This window comes from Testudinibacter crocodili (genome assembly GCF_006228025.1).
GTDB lineage: Bacteria > Pseudomonadota > Gammaproteobacteria > Enterobacterales > Pasteurellaceae > Chelonobacter.
The window spans coordinates 12,801-30,064 of the sequence record NZ_VDHF01000036.1; the positions used below are offsets into that span (position 1 = coordinate 12,801).

General features: G+C 44.9%; 21 protein-coding genes and 1 pseudogene. 12 read left to right on the forward strand and 10 right to left on the reverse strand.

The features are described from left to right. The first annotated feature begins 5 nt into the window (after positions 1-5). A complete protein-coding gene (locus FHQ23_RS04085) occupies positions 6-458 on the forward strand; it encodes a YccF domain-containing protein (protein ID WP_132964320.1) in 453 nt (150 codons plus the stop codon). A 26-nt stretch (positions 459-484) separates the two neighbouring features. Continuing rightward, positions 485-2,650, forward strand: a complete 2,166-nt coding sequence (gene yccS, locus FHQ23_RS04090; RefSeq protein ID WP_139613169.1) for a YccS family putative transporter — start codon at positions 485-487, stop codon at positions 2,648-2,650. Between the two features lie 19 nt (positions 2,651-2,669). On the opposite strand, the gene FHQ23_RS04095 is transcribed toward yccS, so the two are convergent. Next, a complete protein-coding gene (locus FHQ23_RS04095; protein ID WP_139613170.1) occupies positions 2,670-3,233 on the reverse strand; it encodes a TorD/DmsD family molecular chaperone in 564 nt (187 codons plus the stop codon). A gap of 81 nt (positions 3,234-3,314) precedes the next feature. Between FHQ23_RS04095 and nfo the strand changes: the two genes are divergently transcribed. The 3 genes from nfo to gloA2 all read left to right on the forward strand — a co-directional run bounded on the left by nfo (position 3,315) and on the right by gloA2 (position 5,257). Then, a complete protein-coding gene (gene nfo / locus FHQ23_RS04100; protein WP_139613171.1) occupies positions 3,315-4,157 on the forward strand; it encodes a deoxyribonuclease IV in 843 nt (280 codons plus the stop codon). A 172-nt stretch (positions 4,158-4,329) separates the two neighbouring features. Continuing rightward, positions 4,330-4,830, forward strand: a complete 501-nt coding sequence (locus FHQ23_RS04105; RefSeq protein WP_139613172.1) for an NlpC/P60 family protein — start codon at positions 4,330-4,332, stop codon at positions 4,828-4,830. A 19-nt stretch (positions 4,831-4,849) separates the two neighbouring features. Further along, positions 4,850-5,257 carry an SMU1112c/YaeR family gloxylase I-like metalloprotein gene (gene gloA2 / locus FHQ23_RS04110; RefSeq protein ID WP_139613173.1) on the forward strand — a complete coding sequence of 136 codons (408 nt, stop codon included), beginning with the start codon at positions 4,850-4,852 and terminating at the stop codon, positions 5,255-5,257. Between the two features lie 41 nt (positions 5,258-5,298). Here the strand turns inward: gloA2 and ycfP are convergent, their stop codons facing one another. From ycfP to nfsA, 3 genes are all read right to left on the reverse strand, one after another. Next, on the reverse strand, positions 5,299-5,841 hold the full coding sequence (gene ycfP, locus FHQ23_RS04115) for an alpha/beta hydrolase YcfP (protein WP_139613174.1): 543 nt from the start codon (positions 5,839-5,841) through the stop codon (positions 5,299-5,301). Positions 5,842-5,928: 87 nt separating this feature from the next. Further along, complete coding sequence (locus tag FHQ23_RS04120; RefSeq protein ID WP_139613175.1) at positions 5,929-6,840, reverse strand: RimK family alpha-L-glutamate ligase; 912 nt, start codon at positions 6,838-6,840, stop codon at positions 5,929-5,931. Positions 6,841-6,856: 16 nt separating this feature from the next. After that, entirely contained in the window at positions 6,857-7,582 is a 726-nt protein-coding gene (gene nfsA, locus FHQ23_RS04125) for an oxygen-insensitive NADPH nitroreductase (protein ID WP_139613176.1), read from the reverse strand. 138 nt (positions 7,583-7,720) lie between these two features. Between nfsA and FHQ23_RS04130 the strand changes: the two genes are divergently transcribed. Together FHQ23_RS04130 and FHQ23_RS04135 are read left to right on the forward strand one after the other, a co-directional pair. Next, positions 7,721-7,984: a GrxA family glutaredoxin gene (locus FHQ23_RS04130; RefSeq protein WP_132964304.1), complete on the forward strand. Its 264-nt coding sequence runs from the start codon at positions 7,721-7,723 to the stop codon at positions 7,982-7,984. 90 nt (positions 7,985-8,074) lie between these two features. Next, entirely contained in the window at positions 8,075-8,410 is a 336-nt protein-coding gene (locus FHQ23_RS04135) for a zinc ribbon domain-containing protein YjdM (RefSeq protein WP_139613177.1), read from the forward strand. Positions 8,411-8,483: 73 nt separating this feature from the next. Here FHQ23_RS04135 and rimI read toward each other — a convergent pair whose 3' ends face one another. Both rimI and FHQ23_RS04145 read right to left on the reverse strand, forming a co-directional pair. Then, entirely contained in the window at positions 8,484-8,927 is a 444-nt protein-coding gene (gene rimI / locus FHQ23_RS04140) for a ribosomal protein S18-alanine N-acetyltransferase (RefSeq protein WP_139613178.1), read from the reverse strand. Continuing rightward, entirely contained in the window at positions 8,924-9,385 is a 462-nt protein-coding gene (locus FHQ23_RS04145; protein ID WP_139613179.1) for a DNA polymerase III subunit psi, read from the reverse strand. The genes rimI and FHQ23_RS04145 overlap by 4 nt, the downstream gene beginning before the upstream one ends. Positions 9,386-9,494: 109 nt before the next feature. On the opposite strand from FHQ23_RS04145, the gene rsmC reads away from it, so the two are divergent. The 4 genes from rsmC (at position 9,495) to FHQ23_RS04165 (ending at position 13,113) form a co-directional block, all read left to right on the forward strand. Further along, complete coding sequence (gene rsmC / locus FHQ23_RS04150; RefSeq protein WP_139613180.1) at positions 9,495-10,493, forward strand: 16S rRNA (guanine(1207)-N(2))-methyltransferase RsmC; 999 nt, start codon at positions 9,495-9,497, stop codon at positions 10,491-10,493. Between the two features lie 64 nt (positions 10,494-10,557). Next, on the forward strand, positions 10,558-11,220 hold the full coding sequence (gene udk / locus FHQ23_RS04155; RefSeq protein WP_132964295.1) for a uridine kinase: 663 nt from the start codon (positions 10,558-10,560) through the stop codon (positions 11,218-11,220). A gap of 12 nt (positions 11,221-11,232) precedes the next feature. Then, positions 11,233-11,814: a dCTP deaminase gene (dcd, locus tag FHQ23_RS04160; protein WP_139613181.1), complete on the forward strand. Its 582-nt coding sequence runs from the start codon at positions 11,233-11,235 to the stop codon at positions 11,812-11,814. 60 nt (positions 11,815-11,874) lie between these two features. Further along, on the forward strand, positions 11,875-13,113 hold the full coding sequence (locus tag FHQ23_RS04165) for a hypothetical protein (protein ID WP_139614897.1): 1,239 nt from the start codon (positions 11,875-11,877) through the stop codon (positions 13,111-13,113). A 73-nt stretch (positions 13,114-13,186) separates the two neighbouring features. Here FHQ23_RS04165 and dctM read toward each other — a convergent pair whose 3' ends face one another. The 3 genes from dctM to FHQ23_RS04180 form a co-directional block, all read right to left on the reverse strand. Next, complete coding sequence (dctM, locus tag FHQ23_RS04170) at positions 13,187-14,470, reverse strand: C4-dicarboxylate TRAP transporter large permease protein DctM (RefSeq protein WP_139613183.1); 1,284 nt, start codon at positions 14,468-14,470, stop codon at positions 13,187-13,189. Positions 14,471-14,482: 12 nt separating this feature from the next. Continuing rightward, the gene (locus FHQ23_RS04175) at positions 14,483-15,106 is read right to left on the reverse strand and encodes a TRAP transporter small permease (protein ID WP_139613184.1); all 624 of its coding nucleotides are present in this window, start codon (positions 15,104-15,106) and stop codon (positions 14,483-14,485) included. A gap of 66 nt (positions 15,107-15,172) precedes the next feature. Continuing rightward, positions 15,173-16,177, reverse strand: a complete 1,005-nt coding sequence (locus tag FHQ23_RS04180) for a TRAP transporter substrate-binding protein (RefSeq protein ID WP_139613185.1) — start codon at positions 16,175-16,177, stop codon at positions 15,173-15,175. Positions 16,178-16,410: 233 nt separating this feature from the next. On the opposite strand from FHQ23_RS04180, the gene mprA reads away from it, so the two are divergent. Then, positions 16,411-16,905 carry a transcriptional repressor MprA gene (gene mprA / locus FHQ23_RS04185; RefSeq protein WP_139613186.1) on the forward strand — a complete coding sequence of 165 codons (495 nt, stop codon included), beginning with the start codon at positions 16,411-16,413 and terminating at the stop codon, positions 16,903-16,905. A 143-nt stretch (positions 16,906-17,048) separates the two neighbouring features. Here the strand turns inward: mprA and FHQ23_RS12500 are convergent. Continuing rightward, a pseudogene (locus tag FHQ23_RS12500) lies at positions 17,049-17,264 on the reverse strand (IS256 family transposase, variant Zn-binding type); the annotation flags it as partial.

Genomic DNA, 17,264 nt, shown 5'->3' on the forward strand with positions numbered 1-17,264 from the left:
TCACCATGAATTTAGCCCTGAATATTTTTAATTTTGTGTTTTTTGGTTTTGCCACGGTTATCGGCTGGTTGTTTGCTACCATTGTCAGCGTATTGTTGATTGTCACCTTGCCCTACAGCCGAAGTTGCTGGGAAATCACTAAAATGTCGTTAGCGCCGTTCGGTAATGAAATTGTGCATATCAAATATTTGCAGCCAACCAGTGCGATCGGCAACGGTATCGGCAGTGTGCTGAATATTGTATGGTTCGTCTGTTTCGGCTGGTGGCTGTGTTTGTTGCATATTGTCACCGGCATTAGCCAATGTTTGACGATTATTGGTATCCCAAGTGGGATTGCCCATTTTAAACTGGCGGGGATCGCTCTGTTTCCAGTCGGGCAGCGAGTCGTACCGAGTGATGTGGCGCAAGCCGCAAAAGCAGAGCAGATTCGCCGCCAATTTGAAAATCGCAGTGAATAAATGGCCACAGCGATAATGAGTCCAACGTGAACAAAATTCATTGGCTGAACAGTCATCTTATTGCGGTTATTCCGGTATTTATTGCGGTTAATTTGGCGGCGATGTTGGTTTATAGTCTCAATATTTCGGCGGTAGCAATGCCGTTCGTGTTGGGCATCATTGCAGCAGGGTTGGTCGATTTGGATCACGGCTTAAGCGGCAAAATCAAAAATATTCTGATCACAATTGTAGCGTTTACTATTTCGGCGTTTGGTGCGCAGATTTCGTTAAATAATCCACTGTATTTTGCCCTGATGATGACACTGTTCACTTTTGTGTTCACGATGATGGGCGCACTCGGACAGCGTTACAGTACCATTGCTTTCGGCACGTTGATTGTGGCGCTATATACCTCATTAACCTATCTGCCGCAAACCCAGTGGTACATCAATCCGGTGATGATTGTGTGCGGTACGTTGTTGTACAGCGTCTCTTCGGTGCTGACGTATCTGTTTTTTCCGCGCTATAAAGTTGATGAATATTTGGCGAATGCCTATTTGGCACTGGCGGATTATCTGGACGGCAAGTCTAAGTTTTTTGACCCCGACGAAGCGGAAAGTGCGGAGCCGCTGCAACTGGAACTTTCCGGCTTGAACAGTCGAGTGATCGATGCTTTCAATCTGTGCCGTCAATCACTGTTTTATCGCCTGGGCGGACAGCATCGCCATTCGAAAACCAGTCGGTTGATTCGCTATTATTACGCCGCACAAGACATTCACGAGCGTGCCAGCTCTTCACATTTTGACTATCGCAAACTGGTGAAGAAGCTGCAAAACAGCGATTTAATTTTTCGTATTCAACGTTTGTTAGAACTGCAAGCCGACGATTGCCGTGATATTGCACAGGCCATTTTGCAGCGTAAAGCTTACCAGCCGAAACAACGTTTACAACGTGCAGCAGAAGGGATTGACGCCTCTTTCAGTTATTTTATCGAACATTCGCCCAACAGCTCGCAGCTTGAAAATTTAAGAACCGTGATCGGCAATTTAAAAAGTATTTTATGGCAGCTGCTGTTCTTGGGCAAAGAAAGTAACGAAATTCAAGATTCGTTCAGCCGTATTATCACCACCAATCGCATTCGCGGTTTGCGTGAAATCGCTGCTGCTATCCACAGTCATTTAACCTTGCAATCGCCACTGTTTCGTCATGCGGTACGATTGTCGTTAGTGGTGTTGGCATGCTGTACAATTGCCAATGCTTTAGCTTTAGAACGTGGTTATTGGGTGTTATTGACGGCGATTTTTGTGTGTCAGCCAAACTATTCAGCAACCAAAAAACGCCTGCGCGAACGGATTTTGGGCACCTTGGTCGGCGTGTTTCTCGGCTCGTTATTACCCTATTTTATGGCGACATTAGAGGCCAAATTGGGATTGTTGGTGATTACCAGTACGCTGTTTTTCTATTTTAAAAATAAAAATTACAGTTTCTCGACCTGTTTTATCACCATTCAAGTGCTGATCTGTTTTGATATCAGTGGCTTCGATATTTATGGTGCGATGTGGCCACGAGTGATGGATACCTTCGTCGGGGCGGTGTTGGCGTGGTGGGCAGTGTCCTATCTATGGCCGGATTGGAAATACATGAAAATCGGCAAGATTATTCACCGCAGCATTCAAAATAACGCCCGCTATCTGCTGTATATTATGGCACAGTTGCAATTTGGTGAAAAAAATCATGTCAATTATCGGATTGTACGCTTGGCGGCACATGAAAGTGCGGCAGAGCTGAACACGCTGATCGGCAATATGAACAGCGAGCCGCAGAAATATCAACGTTATTTAGCCAATGCTTTTCAGTTGCTCAAACAGAATTACTGCCTGCTGGGTTATATCTCGGCGCTGGGGGCGTTTCGTCATTCGATGGGGAAACATGGCGATGATAAATATTTTTTGACCGCACTTTATCCGGCAGCAAGGGAATTTATTACAATTTTACAACAGCTAGATCACCTGCCGCAGGCGCAGTTTGACCAGAAAATCATGAGCATTTCCAAACGCTTGGCCGTTGAAACTGATGAACACTTCAGCAGCCCTAGCCAATTGCAGCAAGATCGGGTGTTGCGTCAACAACTCAATATGATGACGCAACTGTTGCCAGGACTATATCAAACCGTGCATAAACAATTGAAATTAGAGCAGAGTATGCAAGATTAGCGTTTTAGTAGTAAGCGATTTAAGCGGGTTGTTCCTCTTCTAATTCATCCGCCATTGCCGCCAGCGCATCACGACATAGTTGCGCTGCTGCACGGTAGAAACCTTGATCGTGCGCTTCAACTTTGCCCAAAAATTTGCCGACCACCGGTAGTAAAAACTGTTCAAACAATGTTTGCTGTGCGCTAAGGGAAGCTGCATGATCTTCCAACCAAGAGGCGCTCAGCAGCAAATGCGCCACATGATCAGCGTTGTCTAGCTCAGGCATAGCGCGCAATTGGCGGAATTCAATAAATTGATTAAGTTGATCGCTATATGCAGAAATCTTGCAGCAAACGGCACCATTTTCACCGAACAGTTGGTGGTATTCAGTCGCAAGTTGCTGCGGCGCAACCGCACTTTGCAGTTGTTGCAAGGCTTTTTCGCTTTGGCTATCGGTGTCTAACGCCCAAAGTGCGGTCAGGCTGCCTTGTTGCAGCCAGTTGAAAATTGGCGCCAGCACTTCGTCTTGTGGTGGGCGGTAAAACAGATTGCCAAACAGGCGGCAAAGCATCGAAAAATCGTTAAGTGGAGTATTTGTTGCCATAAATTGTACCAATAGGTTTATACAAGGTTAAATTTCAGTACAATGCTACCACAAAAGCAGTCGGAAATAAGGAAACGGATTATGAAATATATCGGCGCACATGTCAGTGCCAGTGGCGGGGTAGAAAATGCAGTTGCCAATGCGCTGGCAATTGGGGCGAATGCGTTTGCATTATTTACCAAAAATCAACGGCAATGGCTGGCGAAGCCGTTGAGTGAAAGCAGCATCAAACAGTTTAAAACGGCGCTGCAACGGGCGGCGATCAATCCAAAACATATTTTGCCGCACGACAGCTATTTGATTAATTTGGGGCATCCGGAGCCGGAAGCGCTGCAAAAATCCCGTACCGCCTTTATCGATGAAATGCAGCGTTGTCAGCAGCTGGGACTATCATTGCTGAATTTTCATCCGGGTAGCCATTTGCGCAAAATTTCAGAGCCGGATTGCATTGCGATCATCGCTGAATCTATCAATATTGCCCAACAACAGGTGCCGAATGTGGTGGCGGTGATTGAAAATACCGCCGGGCAAGGTTCGAATATCGGTTATCGTTTTGAACATTTGGCGGCGATTATCGAACAAGTGGCAGATAAAAGCCGAGTCGGGGTTTGCCTGGATACTTGTCATACTTTTTCTGCCGGATACGATATTTCTACGCCAGCAGGCTGTGAACAGGTATTCTCTGAGTTTGCTGACATTGTGGGTTTTCATTATTTGAAGGGCATGCACCTTAACGGCTCGAAAACCGCACTTGGCAGCCGAGTTGACCGCCATGATTGTCTGCGCGGCGGCACAATCGGCACTGCAGTTTTTGAATATATTATGCAGCACCCTGAATTTGATGATATGCCGCTGATTTTGGAAACGATTGAACCGGAAAATTGGGCAGATGAAATTCGTTGGTTACGTAGTTTGGCAGCGTGATATTGAATAGCAGCTTAGTGATTGCCTGATTTTTTGAATCATTTTTTGAAGTGCGTCAAAAAAATAGTGTAAAACAGAAGAAAAAACAATGTTTCGCTGGATAAAGGCGGCACCCTCCCGTAAAATCAAAACGTTTTGGTTTTCCTAATTTTAACTTTTAAAGCATATTATGATGTTACGCAAAATACTTTTAATTTTGGCAATAGCCACGGTAACGGCATGTAGCAATAGCGGATCACACATGAGTTCTCAAGCGCAAGAAGGGCGAATTCGCACCAACTTGCCGGAAAATATCGGTAATGGGGTCACGTTGGATCAGTTTGCTAAGCTGCATGATTTTTATAACAATTGGCAAGGTGTACGCTATCGCATGGGCGGTACCACCAAACAAGGCATTGATTGTTCTGCCTTTGTGTTGAATGCATTTGATCGTGCTTTCGGTATGTCGATGCCACGCAGCACCGCTGAACAGCGACACGTCGGTAGTAAAATTAATAAAAGCGAATTGGAATTCGGCGACTTGGTTTTTTTTCGCAAGAATAATCATGTCGGAATTTATATTGGCAATAATCAGTTTATCCACGCCAGCACTAGCCAAGGGGTAACCACCAGTTCTTTATCCGAAAATTACTGGGCGAGAAATTACACCCAGTCACGTCGCGTTATTCATTAAAGCGTGCAATGGCTAAAAAATGACAAGTGCGGTTGTAGCAACTCCGATTCTCGGTTTTGACCATGTTGCGATCATTGTTGCCGATTATTTGCGCTCCAAACAGTTTTATTGTGAGATCTTGGGTGCGCGCATTCTGGCAGAAAGTTACCGTGCCGAACGGCAAAGCTACAAATTAGATTTGACGTTTGCCGACGGCAGCCAGATTGAATTATTCTCTTTCCCCGAACCGCCAGCGCGCGTCAGCCGGCCAGAAGCTTGCGGCTTAAGACATTTGGCGTTTAAGGTCGACAATATCCAAAGTGCGGTCGAATATTTAGCACAACATCAAATAAAATGCGAACCGATTCGCATCGATCCGCGGACCGGCAAACAATTCACCTTCTTTCAAGATCCAGACGGCTTGCCGTTGGAGTTTTATAGTTTATAAGGCGAAGGCGAAAATTATCCGCCTTTTGGCTAATCTTATAGTTAATTTTGTTGCTTAAATTCGGCAATCCGTTGTAAATGTTGCGAGATTTTTTTGAATTTATGGCTCTCTTTGTCGTCCCAGACGATTTGATAGAACCGCGACAGGGTATCGGCGCTGCGTTGTGAGTCTAGAATACCGTCTTCAGTTGAAAGAAAGACTAAGCACTTGCCTTTATTTTTTTCACGGAAGTTGCTGACGCATTTGGTGGCGATGTCTTGGTACTCTTCCGGACGGTCGATTTTGCCGCTCATATTCTCATATGGAAATAGATTTGGATTGAAAATCGCTTGCTTGATGCCGCACAGAAAACCGATCCGTTCTGCCCAGTAGCCACCCAGTCCGACACCACAGATCAGCGGCATGGGATCTTTGCTTTCGCTCACTAGTTTATGCACTTCATTCAACAAGTGCTGCATATCGTGGCGTGGGTGCAGCGTGCTGTAGTTGACGAAACGGACATCCGAGTCGATAAACTTGAGCTGCATAATTTTTTCATAGTTACCGGGGCTGGTGGAGTCGAAACCGTGCAGATAAATAATCATGTGTTGTTTCCTATAAAAGTTTGGTCAGGTGCGATAACCTTAAACAATTTATGTGTATCAGGCAACTCTATTCCCAATAAAATCATGTTAAGTAAGGTCAGAACGTATCAATTTTTCTAAATAGATAATCATCTGTAACGCAATATCGATTTTGCTGGTTTTTTCGATTAATTCCAAGCCTGGACTGGCGTTGACTTCTAAGATCAGCGGCCCGTGATTGGAGCGGATAATATCCACGCCGGCAACTTCTAAACCTAAAATCTGCGCGGCTTTCAGGGCAATGGCTTTTTCTTCGGCACTCAGTGGAATTAACTGTGCTTGCCCACCACGGTGGGCATTGGCACGAAATTCACCGTTTTGTCCGCTGCGCTGCATGCTGGCGACAATTTTGTCACCGACCACAAAACAACGGATATCTGAGCCATTGGCTTCACCGATAAAATCTTGCAATAACGAGGCAATATTGGCTTGTTTTAAGGTCTCTAAAATGCTGACCGCACTTTGTCTTTTTTCCGCTAACATCACGCCGATTCCTTGCGAACCAGACAGGGTTTTCAAAATGGTCGGGGAGCGAATCTGATCGACCGCATACTTGGCATCAAATTCGTTGCCGCACAGCGCACTGGCAGGAACCGCAATATTTTGTTGCTGCAACAGCATTAAGCTGTGCCATTTATCACGCGCATTCAAAAACGCTTGTGAACCGTTTAGGCAAGGCACTTTCAAGGCTTCGAAATGGCGCAACAGCGCACAACCCATGGCGGTACTCGTGGAGCCAAAACGTGGGATCACCGCATCATAGTGCGGCAATAAATAAGGGGCTTGATCAAACCGCACTTGATAATAAATTTTGAACTGTCCGGGTTGGCTTTGATCCAACTTTAATAGACAGCGGTTCGGATCGATAATATCCAAAGTGTGGCCACACGTTGTGGCGGCTTCCAGCAGTCTCTGACAACTGTATAAACGCGGTTCACGGCAAAGCATTAACAATTTCATAAAATCGCCTTATCTCTTATTTTTTGGCATAACCTTGTTGTTGCAAATAAGCCAACACGTGCGGGCGCACCGGCTTATTCAGGCTTTTAATCACATTACCTGACCAATTCATCTCAATTTGGTTGCGCTGCCAGTAGTAGTCCGCCACGTTTTGATCATACTGCTGTAAAATTTGTGGATCCAAACTGCGATATTGATTTTCACTGACTAAAACCTCAAGCGGCAGACGCGGTTTTTGCGGCGGATCTTGTGCCGGATAGCCTAAGCACAGCCCCATCAGCGGAATCACATGTTGCGGTAAACCCAATAATTCACCGACTTCGGCGATGTTATTACGCAGTGCGCCGATATACACCCCACCGATCCCCAGAGATTCCGCACTGAGCAGTAAATTTTGTGCCATAATGCCGCTATCGACACAGCCGATCATCAACACTTCGGTATAATCGGTTTGTGCTTGTGGCAAAATTTGGTGATGGCGCTGAAAATCGATGCAGAACACCAGAAATTCTGCAGCATCAACAACATACTGTTGATCAGAAGCGTAGTGTTTCAGTTTTTCCCGCCGTGCGGTATCGGTTACCCGAATAATCGACACACATTGCAAATGGTTTGAGCTGGAGGCGGCACGGGCGCATTCGAACAAAGTTTGCAGCGTTTCTGCCGCAATCGGCTCTGGACTGAATTTGCGAATCGAACGATGCGAAAGTGCGGTTTGAATGGTTGAATTGATGGCGGCCATCGTGAAATCCCCGGTTGTCAATAAGTGTTGATATATTACACTAATCAAAGCGATGCAGAAAAATCTTTTCTGATTCGGCGCTCGATCGGATAGAATAAAGCTGATCTCATTTCATTTACTATTATCAGGAGTAAAATTATGTTTACTGTTATTTTTGGTCGTCCAGGTTGTCCGTATTGTGTGCGTGCAAAAGAGTTGGCGGAAAAATTGCAAAACAGCCGTGACGATTTTGAATATCGTTATGTGGATATCATTGCGGAAGGCATCAGCAAAGCGGATTTATCTAAATCAGTCGGCAAAGAGGTGCAAACCGTGCCGCAAATTTTCGTCGATGAAAAACCAATCGGCGGCTGCACCGATTTTGAAGCTTTTGTGAAAGAAAAGTTTGGGGTCGTGGCATAAGCTTGACAACAAAACCACAACGCTTTGTGTTTGCCGCACAAAGCGTTTTTTTATGCTATACTGCGCCCGAATTTTATAAGAGGAAAAATTATGGACCAAATGCCAAATTGCCCGCAGTGTAACGGGGAGTATGTTTATCATGATACCATTCACTTTGTTTGCCCAGACTGTGGCAATGAGTGGAGTGGCGAAGAGGCTGCTCAAAGCAGTGATGAATTTATTGTTAAAGACAGCAACGGTAATCAGCTGCAAGACGGTGATTCTGTGATTTTAATCAAGGATTTGAAAGTCAAAGGCTCATCGCTGGTGTTAAAGAAAGGCAGCAAGGCGAAAAATATTCGTCTGGTCGATTCTGATCACAATGTTGATTGCAAGATTGACAGTGTTAGCTTGGCGCTGAAATCAGAGTTTTTGAAGAAAGCCTAACCGCACTTTGGCTTTTTCGATATAAATCTTTTTAAAACCGTTGTTTGTCTTGGAAAACAACGGTTTTTTTATGTTAAAGGTAAAGTGCCATCACCAGCGCATCTTCACGCTTGCCGTCGGCAGTCGGATAATAATTTTTCCGTTGTGTCACCAGATTAAAACCCAGTCGATCATACAATTTTTGTGCCGCCACATTGGATTGGCGTACTTCCAGCCAAAGGGTCAGCACCGCACGTTGGCGCAGTTCGGCAATCAGTTGTTGTAGCAATTGCTCACCTAAGCGCTGTTGTTGATATGCCGGATCAATGGCAATATTGAACAGCGTGGCTTCATCCAATACGGTTTGGCAGATGGCGAAGCCGATCAGTTGCTTATTTTTCAGTAGTTTTAAATTTAGATAGCGTTCGCCTTGATTATTCAGCAATGTGCCTTTTGACCACGGTGTTAGATGCGCCAGTTGTTCGATTTGATAGACACGTTCGAAATCAGTGGGCTGTAGCGACAGAATTTCAATCATCGTACATCGCCTTGTAGTTGAAATTGTTGTAGTTGCTGCCACAGTTGGCGTTTTGCCTGTGGGCTTTGTTGTAAAATTTGCCAGCCGTCTGAGGTGATCTGCGGCATCGCTTGCAAGGCAGCTTGGGCAGTATTGCTCAGGCTTTGGTTTACATTCAGCGGCTCGCCGACAAACCACAGTGCAATAGGGTGTGAGAGTTTTAAGCGGGCAAGTTGTTCGTGGTTTAGCAGCACACATTGTTGCGCTTGGATGCCTAAGGCACGGTAAATGTCTTGCAAAAATTCACTCGCGGTTGTTGTTTGATCGCTGATAATCAATAAGCTCACCGATTCGCCGACAGTAATCGACGAGGCGCCTTGCAAGGTCTGTGGACGGCGCAGCGTCCATTGTTCGATGCCCATTTGCTGTAATAACAGTGCGCGGCGTTGCGGCAAAAAAGGCTGTTCAGAAAAAGACATGGCGATCCTCAATCATTTATGCCGATAATGGCAAAGATAGATAAAAAAGCAGCTAAAAACGTATTATAATAGCCGACAATTTTAACCAATAACCTGCGGGATTTATAGTGTGATTTCAGTCGAAAGCCAAGTTTTACAACGCCATTTGCCATTTTTTGCCGAGAAATCGGTTTTATTTGCCGGCAGTCTTAATGATGATTTTCCGGCTCAATTAACTCAAAGCCGCTCGGTGCAAGTGGTCAGCAGCTATTATGACTATGTGCGGCGTGTGCAAAGTGCGGTTGCGGCGGAGTTTAGTATTGAGCCTGCCCATCGTGCTGAAGTGATTGTCTATTATTGGGGAAAAAACAAACAAGAAAGCGCTTTTCAGCTGACGCAACTGCTGTCTTTGGCACAGGTCGGGCAAGAGGTGTTGGTGATCGGTGAAAACCGTAGCGGTGTGCGTTCGGTGGAAAAAATGTTACAGCCGCTGGGCAATATTCACAAAATTGATTCGGCGCGGCGTTGTGGCTTATACCATTTTCAATTACAAAATGTGCCGGAATTTAATCTGCAACGCTACTGGAAAAGCTATCAGCGTGCGGATTTGGCAGGGTTAACGGTTTACAGTCTACCGGGTGTGTTTAGCGCTGCGGAACTGGATATGGGAACCGCACTTTTACTTTCTACCTTAGATCAACCAGTGTCTGGGCGGGTGCTGGATTTGGGATGTGGTGTAGGGGTGATCGGCGCATATCTGAAACAGCAAAATCCGGAAATTGAGTTGGTGATGAGCGATATTCATGCAATGGCGTTAGCTTCTGCTAACCGCACTTTGCAACAAAATGGTTTGGTGGGCGAAGTGGTTGCCAGTGATGTGTTTTCTGATCTGCAAGGCAAATTTGATTTGATTATTTCTAATCCACCGTTCCATGACGGAGTTGACACCGCATATCGTGCAGCACAGACATTGATCGCACAGGCGAAGTGGTTCTTAACGCAAGGTGGTGAGTTGCGGATTGTGGCGAATGCGTTTTTGCCGTATCCGGAGCTGCTCGACCGAGCCTTTGGTGAGCACCGCGTGCTAGCTAAGAACAATAAATTCAAAGTCTATTCGGTTTATGCCTGATTCGCTGAGTGTCTTTGTTCTAAAGTTTTGTTATAATTTATGAAATTTTTTAAAGGATTGCATTATGAATAGCACGTCAAACGCCACGACGCAGCAAACTCCGCTTATCATCGCTATTGCCGGTGCTTCGGCCTCCGGCAAGAGTTTAATCGCTTCGACCATTCATAAAGAGCTGTGTGAAGAGGTAGGCGGCACTGATATCGGAATTATTTCGGAAGATTCTTACTACAAAGATCAAAGCCATCTGTCGTTTGAGCAGCGCATCGAAACCAACTACGATCACCCAAGTTCGATGGATCATGATTTGTTGGTGTCGCATTTGCAGCAACTGAAGCGTGGTGAGACGATTCAAGTGCCGGAATACAGCTATGTAGAGCATACTCGTACCGCTAACAGTCGTGAATTTAAACCGCGTAGGGTAATTATTTTGGAAGGGATTTTGCTGTTGACTGATGAGCGGTTACGCAATGAATTAAACGCTTCGATTTTTGTTGACGCACCTTTGGATATCTGTTTTATCCGCCGTTTGCAACGTGATATGCAGGAGCGTGGTCGTAGTTTGGAGTCAGTGGTTTCGCAATATCGTAAAACCGTGCGTCCGATGTTTTTGCAGTTTATCCAGCCATCAAAACAGTTCGCTGATATTATTGTACCGCGTGGAGGAAAAAACCGAATTGCAATCAATATTTTAAAAGCGCAAATTTTACAAATGCTGAAGCAGAAATAGAGAGAGTAGCTGATGAGATTATGTGATCACGATATCGAACGTTATTTAGATCAAGGTATTATTGCCCTTGAGCCGCGCCCAGAAAATGACAAAATCAATGGTGCAACAGTGGATGTGCGTTTGGGCAATTCGTTTCGGGTTTTCCGTGAATACAGCGCGCCTTACATTGATTTGAGCGGTCCGAAAGAAGAAGTGAGTGCTCAGTTGGATTGTGTGATGAGCGATGAAATTTTGCTGAAAGATGATGAAGCATTTTTTCTACATCCGGGCGTTCTGGCATTGGCGACTACCTACGAATCGGTCAAGTTGCCTGCAAATGTGATCGGCTGGTTGGACGGGCGTTCGTCGTTGGCACGGTTGGGATTGATGGTGCACGTGACCGCACACCGAATTGATCCGGGTTGGGAAGGTAAAATCGTATTAGAGTTTTTTAATTCCGGTAAACTGCCATTGGCATTACGCCCGAAAATGACTATTGGTGCACTCAGTTTTGAGGTGTTGAGCGGCGATGCGGCTAGGCCATACAACCGCCGTAGCAATGCGAAATACAAAAATCAGCAAGGTGCGGTGGCAAGCCGTATTAACGAGGATTAGTTGTTGATGTGGAACAAGCGAGTGTTATATCCCATCGTTGTGGGAGTTGTGGCACTTGCTGTGTTTTTTTTATATCAGCTTCATCAATTGCAAGATCGATTTAAAACCTGGTTACCCCAAGTGCTGCCCGGACTACAGATCGCTGATGCCCGTTTCGCCTATTTCCCGTCTCCAACCCTTGCATTGTCGCAACTTGATTATCAAGCACCCGGCTGGAATTTTTCCGCACAGCAGGCCATTGCACGTTTTAGTTGGTTTTCGTTATTCAGCCTATCACCACAGATTAAACAGATCGAGCTGTACGGTGGAACAATTGCACCGTTAAATCTGAACATTGTTTCTCTCAGCCTGGATAATATTGATCAACACTATAATCTCGCCGAGCTGAGCCTGACTGCAGCGAGTGTAGAAAACAACCGTTTACATTTAACCGCACTTGCACAACGCTTTGCCAATGGCGTGGCGCTGCACCAACTGCAATTGAATGGTGAGATGGTGCATGGCTATTTTTTGAATAATCGCAACATCGCGCTGAGCGCAGAAAAACTGTCGTTATCGCAGCAGCAAAACCTTTGGCAAATGGTGCTGCAACAGGGCTTGTTGAATCAGTTACCGCTTGAAAGTGCGGTATTGCATTACACACCAGATAATATTTCAGATAACAATGACCCCAAACCGCACTTTACCCTGCAATTGCAGCAAGATAGCGGTATTTTAGAGGTTAATGGTCAGCAGCGAGCGCAGGGCAATTTTTTAGCGCTACAAGGCAAACAGCTGTCGCTCTCACCACTGCTGGCGTTTTTGCAACTGCCGGTGGTGTTGAGTGGAATCAGTGATTTCAGTGGTAATGTGTGGTTTAGTGATGGCGTTTTAACCAATGGTGATTTAACGTTAAATATCAGCCAAGCTGAATTAAACGGTTTGAATCTGCTGGGTTTGATCAGTCAATATTTTCCGATTCGACAAGGGGCAAAAAAATATGCCGATCGTATCGTGACCCCGTTTGATCAGGTTAGTGCGGCGTTAAGCTGGAATCAACAAATCTTGAGCCTGAATAAGCTGTCGGCACAAGGCAAAGATCTCCATTTAAGTGGTAGCGGTGAGATGAATTTAACCGATTTTAACTGTCGTTTTGAATTAAGATTGTCGCCAAATATCGTTGGCTATTCGCAATATCAACTGCCGGTCAGGCTATTTGGTCCTTGTCGCTCACCGCAATATCAGGTGAAGGTTGATAAACGATTAGAAAATCAATTAAAAGATCTGTTGCGTGAAAAATTACGCGAACGCAGCGAATAAAAAACCGCACTTTATGCCGGAATTCACTTTCAAAGCATAAAGTGCGGTTGTTATTTGTGGCTACATGTTTTGGTTACATTGCACCGATCCAGTTTGGCAATGCCAATGAGATGGTCGGAATGTAAGTAACGGCAATCAGGAAGCCTAGCATCAGCAATAACCACGGGCTAGCCGCTTTGATGACTTGCGGCAGTGACAAATTGGTGATGGCGGAAGAGACGAACAGATTGAGCCCCACCGGTGGCGTGATCATACCGATTTCCATATTGACTACCATGATAATCCCCAAATGAATCGGATCAATGCCTAATTGCATCGCAATTGGGAACAGAATTGGCACTAAGATTAAGATGATGGCTGACGGTTCCATAAAGGCACCGGCAATCAGCAGAATAATATTCACCACAATCAGGAATTGCCACGGTTGCAGCTCCATCGCCACCACTAACGAGGTCAGGTGTTGCGGAATTTGTTCGGTGGTCAACACATGGGCGAACAACATGGCGTTGGCGATGATAAACATCAACATGATGCTTAGTTTACCCGCTTCCAATAACACTTTCGGGCACTCTTTCAGCTTGATGTCTTTATAGACAAACACCGCGACAACGAACGAATAAACAGCGGCAACGGCGGCAGCTTCGGTCGGCGTGAATGCGCCGCTGTAAATACCGCCCAAAATAATCACCATCAGAATCAATCCCCACAGGGCTTTTCTGGCGGCACTAAACCACTCTTTGACCGACGCCCTTGGCAATGCGGGCAGATTCTTGATGCGGGCAACGATGTAAATGGCGATCATCAAAATGCCACCAAGCAGCAGCCCCGGCACAACACCTGCCATAAACAGCCGTCCGACCGAGCTTTCGGTGGCAGCAGCATAGACTACCATCACGATTGACGGTGGGATCAGAATCCCTAAGGTTCCGGCATTACAGATAATCCCAGTGCCGAATTCAATCGGATAACCGGAACGCACCATGCCGGCAATTGCAATCGAGCCGACAGCAGCCACGGTTGCTGGGCTAGACCCAGAGAGTGCGGCAAACAACATACATGCTAGTACCGACGCAATCGCCAAGCCGCCACGAATATGTCCGACAGTAGCATTAGCAAAGTCGATGAGGCGACGAGCAACGCCGCCGGTGGTCATGAAAGCGCCTGCTAATAGGAAAAATGGAATGGCAAGCAAGGTGTAGTGTTCAGAGGTTTCGAATAATTTGATTGCAACCGAGCTGATTGAGTCTTGGCTGAATAAAATAATAATTAACGAGCCGGACAGACCTAGTGCCACGGCAATAGGCACGCCTATCAACATCAATGTAAACAGGCAAATAAACAGGAATACAACTGTCATAACGGCTCCTTATTATATCTCGGTTTCTTGTAATTTAATGGCGTCTTTGGCTTCGTCAGCCAAGCCCAAGCCGTTTTGTTGCCCTTTTAACAGGCGTACAAAAATTTCGATAAAGCGCATAAAAATCATCAGATAGCCAATTGGAATGATCAGCCCGATATGCCATAGCTGAATACCGAAGTGCTGCAAATCTTCGGCCCCGATTTTTGCTTGGAACATCGCTATGACCCATTCACTACTGGCATAGGCGATCAGCGCTGCGTAAATCAGACATGCCAAACAGGCAATGATACTGATTTTGCGTTGTGTCGGGGTGTTGAATTTTTTGACTAACGCATCAATACCGATATGCCCGGCGGTACGCACACCATAAGAGGCGCCAAAAAAGATTAGCATGGCAAAAAACAGTTTCGTCAGTGCAACGCTCCAGGTCATTTCTTGGGCGATCGTGATTGAGAAATTCGCAATCGGCAGAAATACTGACTCCAGCGACGGATAGGCATCAGCGAGATCGTAAAATGGGCTGTAAAGGTTATTAAATAGGACGTAAACGAAAGTGATCAAGGTCATCAATGCCAGTGACAGGGTGATCATGAACTCTTCCAGTTTTCCCCACAGAAAATTGAAGGCTTGCATAGCAGCTCCTTAAAACGTGAGCTTGAAAAGTGCGGTACTCAGACCGCACTTTGGGTTAATTATGGGTTATTGTTGGTTGGATGCTTCAGCAGCTTTGATCAAATCTGCACCGATCGAATCTTCAAATTTTTTCCAGACCGGGCGCATAGCTTCACGCCATTGTGATCTCTCTTCCGGCGTCAGGTAGATAATTTCAGAGGTTTTCGCATCAATGATTTTTTGTTTATCCGCGAGATTGAATTCGTGGGATTTTTTGTTCACTTCATCACTGACTTGATCCATGATTTCACTTAAACCGGCACGCAAATCAGGCGGCAAACCGTCCCAGAATTTGGTGTTGACAATCACCATGTAAGACAGCAAGCCATGATTCGATTCAGTGATATATTTTTGTACCTCATGAATTTTTTGTGAATAGATGTTGGAATATGGATTTTCCGCACCGTTGACAACACCGGTTTGTAAGCCTTGATACATTTCGCTGAACGACATTTTGCGTGGCACGGCATTCAGTTGTTTGAATTGCGCATCCAATACCTCGGAGTTTTGTACGCGGAATTTTAAGCCACGTGCATCTTTAGGTAATTTCAGTGCTTTGTTGGCAGACAGTTGTTTTAAATCGTTGTTCCAATAGCCTAAACCGGTGATGCCTTTGTCAGTCATGGTATTTAGCAAGCTTTTTCCAGCGTCACTTTTTTCAAAACGTTCAACCGCTTGGATATCGTCAAACAGGAATGGCAGATCGAATAACTGAATTTGCGGGGCATATTTATCAAATTTAGCCAACGACGGTGCCAACATTTGCACGTTATTTAACAGCAGCGCTTCCATCTCTTTGCCATCGCCATAGAGCGAGGAGTTTGGATAGACTTCTACTTTGACTTGATCTGGGTATTTTTCTTCTACCAGTTTTTTAAATAACAGTGCGCCTTGTCCTTTCGGTGTTTCATCAGCAACAACGTGCGAGAACTTGATTACGACAGGATCTGCTGCAAACGCATTGGCAGACAGCAGAATGCCTACTGCGCTGGCAGAAGAAAGAATTTTAAATAATGTGTGCGTCAATTTCATGGTGGGATCCTCGGTTAGGGTAACAGTCAATAAGTTAGGTTGATGGCGATAAGATTAGGCAAACTCTAAATTTTAGTAAATGTAATTTTTATCAAATGTTGATCTACTTCACATAAAATTAACATCTCCTTTACAGCAAACAACAACCATTGCGATTTGGTAGACTTTATAGTAACGTTATAATCACTTTGGTTATAATAAGAACGTTAGATTATTTAAGGAGATAATTATTTATGCGAAATTTTTCTCAAATTGAGACTTCAATCAAGCAGTGTGCGCAGTCAGAACCGGATTTACCATTGGAAAAAATTCTGCTTATCCGTTTATTATTGCATTCGAGCAGTGCCTATTTGGAACATCGCAACACATTATTAAAAAAATGGGAATTAAATGATACGCTGTTTATGGCATTGGTGGTGCTCTATACTCAGCCGGAGCATCGTATTCAGCCGTCGAAACTGAGTGATATTCTCGGTTCTTCCCGTACCAATGCAACGCGGATTTCTGATGAGCTGGTAGGCAGAGGCTGGATTGAGCGGGTTATAGATGAAGCGGATCGACGCAGTTTCTTATTGCGATTGACTGAAAAAGGAATTGGTTTTATTCGAGAACGCATGCCGCAACAATGGGAAAATATTCATCAAGTCTTTAGAGGAATTACGCCGGAAGAGATGCGACAATTGTCACTACTACTACATAAAGTGGTAGCAAATGTCGCTAGGCGTTAACTTCATCATTGAAATAAGGATATGATCTAATAAGCTTCAGCAGCAGATAAATTTTGGCATAGTAGACAAAAAGGTTGGTAATTTTTTAGACACCATGCCCTATTGGACAAAAAGGTTGGTTTTGGGTATTTTATATACTAAAATCAACTCTTTTTATTCAAAAAGTCCTGAATAAACATAATCTTATTTCGTCGGTTCAACCCATTATGTACCGATAATTTTTGCTTTAATTCTTTGAATAATCCCTCCAACCGATTTGTCGTCTTCTCTACCCGTAATTCAGGGTATTTCTCAAAGGTAAACAGGTAGTCCATGTAACGTTTAATACTGGCGTAAGCCCCTCGTAGCTTGCGATGTTT